10 protein-coding genes are annotated in these 6748 nt (G+C 65.4%); 6 read left to right on the top strand and 4 right to left on the bottom strand.

Annotated features, from left to right (window positions below):
- Positions 1-518, bottom strand: a 518-nt coding sequence (locus G4O04_06000; GenBank protein ID HEY58072.1) for a hypothetical protein, incomplete at its 3' end; no start/stop codon positions are given.
- A 224-nt stretch (positions 519-742) separates the two neighbouring features.
- Positions 743-928 carry a 50S ribosomal protein L32 gene (gene rpmF / locus G4O04_05995; protein HEY58071.1) on the bottom strand — a complete coding sequence of 62 codons (186 nt, stop codon included), beginning with the start codon at positions 926-928 and terminating at the stop codon, positions 743-745.
- Positions 929-1213: 285 nt separating this feature from the next.
- Between rpmF and G4O04_05990 the strand changes: the two genes are divergently transcribed.
- Both G4O04_05990 and G4O04_05985 read left to right on the top strand, forming a co-directional pair.
- Complete coding sequence (locus G4O04_05990) at positions 1214-2074, top strand: DUF1385 domain-containing protein (GenBank protein HEY58070.1); 861 nt, start codon at positions 1214-1216, stop codon at positions 2072-2074.
- Positions 2075-2121: 47 nt separating this feature from the next.
- Complete coding sequence (locus G4O04_05985) at positions 2122-3309, top strand: YibE/F family protein (protein HEY58069.1); 1188 nt, start codon at positions 2122-2124, stop codon at positions 3307-3309.
- A gap of 12 nt (positions 3310-3321) precedes the next feature.
- On the opposite strand, the gene G4O04_05980 is transcribed toward G4O04_05985, so the two are convergent.
- Together G4O04_05980 and G4O04_05975 are read right to left on the bottom strand one after the other, a co-directional pair.
- Positions 3322-3774 (bottom strand): hypothetical protein, encoded by a 453-nt coding sequence (locus G4O04_05980; protein HEY58068.1) that lies wholly within the window; start codon positions 3772-3774, stop codon positions 3322-3324.
- A gap of 84 nt (positions 3775-3858) precedes the next feature.
- Complete coding sequence (locus G4O04_05975; GenBank protein ID HEY58067.1) at positions 3859-4779, bottom strand: dihydrodipicolinate synthase family protein; 921 nt, start codon at positions 4777-4779, stop codon at positions 3859-3861.
- Positions 4780-4910: 131 nt separating this feature from the next.
- On the opposite strand from G4O04_05975, the gene G4O04_05970 reads away from it, so the two are divergent.
- The 4 genes from G4O04_05970 to G4O04_05955 form a co-directional block, all read left to right on the top strand.
- Positions 4911-5054: a hypothetical protein gene (locus tag G4O04_05970; protein ID HEY58066.1), complete on the top strand. Its 144-nt coding sequence runs from the start codon at positions 4911-4913 to the stop codon at positions 5052-5054.
- Between the two features lie 71 nt (positions 5055-5125).
- On the top strand, positions 5126-5392 hold the full coding sequence (locus tag G4O04_05965) for an ROK family protein (protein HEY58065.1): 267 nt from the start codon (positions 5126-5128) through the stop codon (positions 5390-5392).
- Entirely contained in the window at positions 5329-6060 is a 732-nt protein-coding gene (locus tag G4O04_05960) for an ROK family protein (protein HEY58064.1), read from the top strand. The genes G4O04_05965 and G4O04_05960 overlap by 64 nt, the downstream gene beginning before the upstream one ends.
- Before the next feature lie 243 nt (positions 6061-6303).
- The coding region (locus G4O04_05955) for a hypothetical protein (protein ID HEY58063.1) at positions 6304-6748 on the top strand (445 nt) is incomplete at its 3' end.

The following is a 6748-nucleotide window of genomic DNA, read 5'->3' as shown; positions in this document are numbered from 1 at the left end:
GGGTTGGGCGGCAGGGGTGTGGGCGGCACCGGCGTGGGCGAAGGCGTGGGCGTTGCCGTGGGCGTGGGGCCCACCTCGCCCGCGGTCCGCACCGGCGTAGGCGAAGGCGTGGGCGTTTCGATGGGCGTGTAGTTGCGCACGCGCAGTTTGATTCGCAGCACAAAGGTCTGGCCGTCCTGCGTGGTGTACTGCAAGCGCAACAGGTAATCGCCATCGGTCAGGGTGGTGGTGTCCCAAACAGCCAGCAGGCCATCCGCCGGGAGGCCACGCCGCCGGGCCAGGGGGAACCAAGCCTCCGGGGCGTCGGCGTAGGCGAAATCCAGACTCACTTCCCGCACCACCTCCAGCGGGCCACGCAGCCGCACCGGCACTCTCCCCTGCACCGCCTGGTTGTCCTCCAACGCATCGAAGACCACCGGCGGCTTCTCCTGGGCATAACGGAAGGCCCACAGCAGGCTCAACCCCATCAACCCCAACATAAGACGCCCGACCACGGGCCACCATGTCCTTTTCGCCACGACGCTCCTCCGGGGAACAGCCAGAAGGCGGGCACGACCTGCGTTCCTTTCCATTCTATCGTAATCCCCCATCTCGCAGCGCCCCACCGTTGAGGCGACACAGCCACCGAGGGCTGCGCCAAACAAAAAAACACGGGTTACCGCCTACAGCGACTTCCGCCTCCGCTACGAAGGTCGAATAGGCCACGGCGAACCCGTGCTCCCAGACGTGGCGGGAACCTCAACTATTTGCGCTCGACCTCGACAACTTCACGCCCCTTGTAGAAACCGCAATTCGGGCACACGGTGTGCGGCAGACGCATCTCGCCGCAGTTCGAGCACTGCACCAGATGAAGGGCTTTCAACGCGTGATGGGCACGCCGCTTGTCACGGCGAGCACGGGAGACCTTCCGCTTGGGTACTGGGGGCATGGCTGTTCTCCTTCGTTCACCTGTCGGTGGTATGGACAAACAACAAAAACACCTCATCGCTCCGGCGATGGGCAAGCGGATTATACCGACGAGCGGGAACCTTGTCAAGCCAACGCTTGCTCTTGGGAGCAAAATCGCGTATGATAGGCCCAACTTACCGCAAGACCAACCGGAGGTCGGATGAAATCGCTGGATATGCTCCGCAGAGTGGTGCTCCTTTTCTGGAACGCTTTTGCTCAAGTCGATGAAGAGGCGACCGCCTCGCCCCCCACCCCCGCAGAACGCCTGCCTTCCTACGGCGGGCAGGCCGTCATCGAAGGGGTGATGATGCGCGGCACCAGCGCTGTAGCCATCGCCATGCGCGCCCCCAACGGCGACATCGTCACCCACACCGAGCCCCTGAGCGCCATTTACCAAAGTCGGCTGGCCGGGATCCCCTTTCTGCGCGGCCTGCTCGGCCTTTGGGATGCCCTGGTGCTGGGGATGCGGGCCCTCACCCTCTCGGCCAATGTCCAGATGGAGGAAGACGAACAACTGGAAGGCGCGGCCCTTTACCTCACCCTGGGCGTGTCCTTAGTGCTGGGCGTCGGTCTGTTCTTCCTGCTTCCCGCCGCGGTGGGTCGATGGGCAGAACTCCTCTGGGGCTGGAACGCCTGGTGGGGCAACCTGCTCGAGGGGGTGGTACGGCTGGTGCTCCTGGTAGCCTATGTGGGACTCATCGGTCGGATGAACGAGGTGCGGCGATTGTACATGTACCACGGCGCCGAACACAAGACCATCAACACCTTCGAGGCTTACGCGCCGCTCACCCCCGAAAGTGTGGCCCGCTACCCCAAGGAGCACACCCGCTGCGGGACCGCCTTTTTGCTTATTCTTGTGCTGCTTTCCATTGTGCTCTTCGCCTTGCTGGGGCCGCTGCCCATGCTGCCCCGTCTGTTGAGCCGCCTGCTCCTCTTGCCCGTGCTGGCCGGGCTGGCCTACGAATACCTCCGCTTCACCGCCCGCCACGCCACCCATCCCTTCATCCGGCTGCTCATCGCCCCCAACCTGGCCCTGCAACGCCTGACCACCCGCGAACCCACCATCGACATGCTGGAAGTGGCCATTACCGCCTTCCAGACCATGCGCCGCGCCGAAAAGGCCTGAGGCCGGACGGCAGCATTCCCCAGATTGGACGCGTTCGGGAGGCACCCATGGATGACAAGCCGCGAACCCGCCGTTACTGGCTGCTGGTGCTCGTTCTCACCGGGCTGACCCTGGCCTGGCTCAGCACCCAACGCCACCCCGTGGGAGAAATCCCCGAGTTGACCTACGGCTCCGAAACCGTGGTGGCCCAGGTGGAAAAAGTGCTCGAGGAGGGCACCGTGACCCTGGGCGATCACACGCAGCCCTACCAGGTGCTGCAGGTGCGCCTGTTGGAGGGGGAGTACGCCGGGGTGCCCATGCAGATCGAGTACGCTAAATACCAGACCTATCCCGTGGTGCACCTCTTTCGCCCGGGGGAGCGCCTCCTGGTCAGCCTCAACAAACAGCCCGATGGCACATTGAACGCCTTTTACGCCGACCGGGTGCGCGCCCCGCAACTGGCCTGGTTGGGCGCCCTCTTCCTGGCCGCCATCCTGCTCATCAGCGGCTGGAAGGGGTTGCGCGCCCTGCTCGCCATGGCCTACAGCCTGGCCGTGGTCATCGTGTACATCATCCCCCACATTCTGGCCGGGGAAGACCCCGTGCGCACCAGCATCCTGGGGGCCATGGTGCTCCTGGGGGTGACCCTCTACCTCACCTATGGCTGGACCCTGAAAACCCATGCCGCGGCCCTGAGCATGGTGCTCTCCCTTTTGCTTACCGGACTGCTGGCGTGGTTCTTCGTGGCCTTCACCCAACTCACGGGCTACGGCGACGAAAACGCCCTGTACCTGCTCCAATTCGCTGGGGCGACCATCAACCTGCGTGGCCTGCTCCTGGGCGGGATGATCATCGGCGCCTTGGGCGTCCTGGATGACCTGGTGACCACCCAGGCCGCGGCGGTGTTCGAACTCCACGCCGCCAACCCCGCCCAGCCTTTAAGCCACCTCATTCGCCGGGCCATGCACATCGGCCAGGACCATGTCGCCGCCACGGTGAACACCTTAGTGCTGGCCTATGCCGGTTCCTCCCTCCCCATGTTCCTTCTGTTCTCCCTGGGGCACACGCCCTGGGGGAAACTGCTCAACTTCGAATTCATCGCCGAAGAGGTGGTGCGCACTCTGGTCGGCTCCCTGGGCCTGATCGCCGCCGTCCCCCTGACCACCCTGATCGCCGCCGTGCTGGCGAGGAACATCGCCCGCCTGGGAGCCAAAGCCGCGTGGTTCGGGCCGGTGGGCGAAAGCCATGGCCATTAGCCCTCACTCCGCCTATGGCTTCACGTACCAGATCAGGGCCCAGAGGTCCGAGAGCAGATACCCATCCAGAATCACCAGCAGGACGGCCAGCCCCACCTTCGTCAGCACAGAATTCGGGGGCAGAGGCCAGGGCACCTCAACGAAGAGACCGCCGGGCAGGGGCAACCCGGCGCTACCCTCCCCCGTGGCCCGGCCGAAGAAGAGCCAGTAGTGGAAGGCCACGGCCAGGCCCAAGGCAAGCCCATCAAACAGCAGGCGGGCAGGGAGCCGTCGCCGGGCGATGAGCAAGAATACGGCCTTGGCCAGGAAGAACACCCCCACCAGGGCAAAAGGCACGCCGAGGAAGGCGCGCATCACGGCCTCCCCCCGATCGGCGACCTGGCCAAAGGTCCCACCGGCCAGAAAAGCCGCCACAGGCAACAGCCCCACCCACAAAAAGAGCACCGCGCGGCCACAGTTGAACACGGCCCGCCTGCACTGGGCGTGCCGCCGGAGGGAGGGGCGAAACCTCCGGGGTATTGGATGAGGGGTCGGTCATCGGGTCACCTCTCATGGGATCCCCGCCGCCTGCAGCGCGCTCAGGGCGGCCTGGGCCCCCTCGCTCCCCAGAGGCACCAGGGGAGGTTTGACGCCCCAGGAGGGCAGGTCGAACAGAGCGGGCAGCACCTCCTTCAGCGTGGGGGCAAAGGGCGAAAAGCGTTCCAAAGCCGTTCGGGCGGCGTCTAAACGGACCTGAAAAGCCCGGGCCTGCGCCTCGTCGCCCTGCTGGAAGGACTCCCACACCTCACGCAACCAGGGCGAGGCCAGATTGGCCAGGGCGGTGATCGCCCCCCCGGCTTGATGTCGCAACGCGTGAGAAAGCAAGCGATCGTTGCCGGTAAACACCAGGAGGTCCGAACCGAAACGCGCGCCTAACGCCGCAGCAAACTCCGGATCCCCGGAGGAGTCTTTGAGTCCGGCGAAGCGCCTGGGGAAGGCGTCTTTCAACCGGGCCAGCAGTTCCAGCGAAAAGCCCACCCCCGCAATCTGGGGGATGTGATAAGCAAACAGCGCGCCGTCCTCAGGCACGGCCTGCCCCATCAGGGCGGCAAACCAGGCGAAGAGACCGTCTTCCGAAGCGCGGCGGAAGTAGTAGGGGGGCAGCACCACCACACCGTCCAGCCCCAGGGCAAAGGTGGCGCGGGTCAGGCGGACGGTTTCGTCCAGGCTGGGCGTTCCGGTGCCCACCAGCACCCGCAGGTCGGGATGCGCCTGCCGGTACGTGGCAGCGGCCTGCATTAGCGCCAGGCGCTCCTCCGGGCTGTGAGAAGGCCCTTCGCCCGTGGTGCCCAACAACAACACCCCATGCACACCTCGTGCGCGCAAAAAATCCAGCAGACGCGGCAACGCTTCAGGGAGGGGACGGCCCTGGGCATCCATGGGTGTCACGGCAGCGGCATAAACGCCGGCCAGGGGGTGCGATACCGACATACGAGACCTCCTTGATTCGCGAGGAAAACAAACAAAAAGTGCAACTTTGTTCGTTTACTTGACAAATCAGGCGGGATACCTATGCTTGAACGCAGATTCACGCCTGGTTTCCCGTCATGCAGCGGAGATTTATGCCCGAAGCCAACCCTCCTGTTGGGTCATTGAACAAACTGGCCCTCCTGGAGCGTATTCGCTCGGCACCGGGAGGGATTTCGCGGGCCATGTTGGCCCGCGAGTTGGGCCTGGGCCGGGCCGCCCCGTTACGCCTATTGTAAACGATTTCCTCCGTCTGGGCCTGACCCACGAAATCCACAAAGGCCCGGCCCAGGGGGGACGACGCCCGCAAATGCTGGAATTCAACCCCCATTGGGGGGCGGTGGTGGGCGCGGACATGGGGGTCACCCATCTGACGGCGAGCGTGGCCGACATGGCGGCGCGGGTGCTGGCCGACCGCGAAATCCCCTGCCGCATCGAGGACGGGCCTGGGGCCTGCCTGCACACGGTGCAAGAGCAGGTCCAACAGGCCGTGGAAGCGGCGCAGGTGGCCCCGTGCACATTCGCGCCTACGGGGTGGGGGTTCCCGGCCCGGTGGACCAGCAGGCCGGTACGGTAAAAACCCCACCCGTCATGCCCGGTCGCCGGCACGGTTACCCCATCCGTGAGGCCCTGGTCGAGGCTTGGGGAAGGCCGGTGTTGCTCAACAACAACGCCAATCTGGGCGCTTTTGGCGAATGGGCCTACGGCGCCGACCCTTTGCTTTACATCAAGGTCGGTTCGGGCATCGGGGCCGGATGGGTGATCCACGGCCAGATTTACTGCGGCGCCACCGGTAGCGCCGGCGAAATCGGGCACCTGACCATCGTGGAAAACGGCCCCCGCTGCACCTGCGGCAACCGGGGCTGCCTGGAGGCCCTGGCCGGGGGACGGGCCATCGCCCGCCAGGCTCAGGAGGCCGTGCGCGCCCAACAGCCCACCCAACTCGCCCTGATCATCGGCCCTCCCGAGACGCTGACCGCCCACGAAGTGGCCCTGGCCGCCCGCCGGGGCGACTTGGTGGCGCAGCAAATCCTGCGCCAAGCCGGGGAATACCTGGGCATCGCCGTGGCCAATCTGATCAACCTGCTCAACCCGGCTGTGGTGGTTTTCGGCAGCGGGGTGGCCCAGGTGGGCGACCTGCTGCTGGAACCGGTACGCCGTGAGGTGCAGCGGCGCAGCCTGCCCCCCTGGCCCAGGCCGCCCGTATCACCGCGGCCGTGCTGGGGCGCCACGCCACGGCGATAGGCGCCGTCGCCCTGGCCATCATCTACGCCACCGAAGCGGCCGTTCTGCACGCAGAGGGAGCCCCAAGTCCGGCTTGAGGCTTCCTTTGCCTCGACCCTCAGAGAGGGTCGAGGCAGAAGTTTGGCCTTTTTTGACAAAAAGGGAGCACCTCTGGCCAAGTAGAGACGGACAACATCCCAACCAAGAGGTGCTCCTATGAGCAGGATAGCGCGAGACCCCCGTTTGCTCGAAGCATAGGAAGCGTTGGTAACCTTTTTTTTCCGGCCGGTGTTCCGGCAACAGCGGGTGTTCCATCGGGTGGTGGCCTTGCCGGTGGGGGAAGGGCTCACCTTGGGACGACACACGGTGACCTGCCTTTGGGTCACCCTGGGGTGGGTGGACCGGGATGGGAGCGCCTGGTATCGAGGGTTTCAGAAAAGGCGCTTTCCCTACGCCCGGCCGGCTTTTCGTTTTCTGGAAGGGGTGCTGGAACCCGTGCCCGAAGACCAAGTGCGGATGACGGCCGGGGACGGCACCACCACGCCTCGAAGTAGCGCGAAGATGGAAGGGGTGGGATGGCTGCCGGACCCCCGGAATGCGCCCTTTGGGCGGGGTTTGAGCCTGCTCCAGCGCTGGTTTCACCTGGCTTGGCTGACGCCGGCGGAAGCAGGGTATAGCCGAGCCCTTCCCTTGCTGCTTTTGCCGGCCT

The organism is Anaerolineae bacterium (assembly GCA_011176535.1).
Classification (GTDB): Bacteria; Chloroflexota; Anaerolineae; order Anaerolineales; family DRMV01; genus DUEP01.
This window is presented reverse-complemented; position numbering and strand designations above follow the sequence as displayed.

Coding starts and splice junctions, on each gene's coding strand:
- rpmF (HEY58071.1), bottom strand. CDS start 928: ATGCCCCCAGTACCCAAGCGGAAGGTCTCCCGTGCTCGCCGTGACAAG.
- G4O04_05985 (HEY58069.1), top strand. CDS start 2,122: ATGGATGACAAGCCGCGAACCCGCCGTTACTGGCTGCTGGTGCTCGTT.
- G4O04_05975 (HEY58067.1), bottom strand. CDS start 4,779: ATGTCGGTATCGCACCCCCTGGCCGGCGTTTATGCCGCTGCCGTGACA.
- G4O04_05970 (HEY58066.1), top strand. CDS start 4,911: ATGCCCGAAGCCAACCCTCCTGTTGGGTCATTGAACAAACTGGCCCTC.
- G4O04_05965 (HEY58065.1), top strand. CDS start 5,126: ATGCTGGAATTCAACCCCCATTGGGGGGCGGTGGTGGGCGCGGACATG.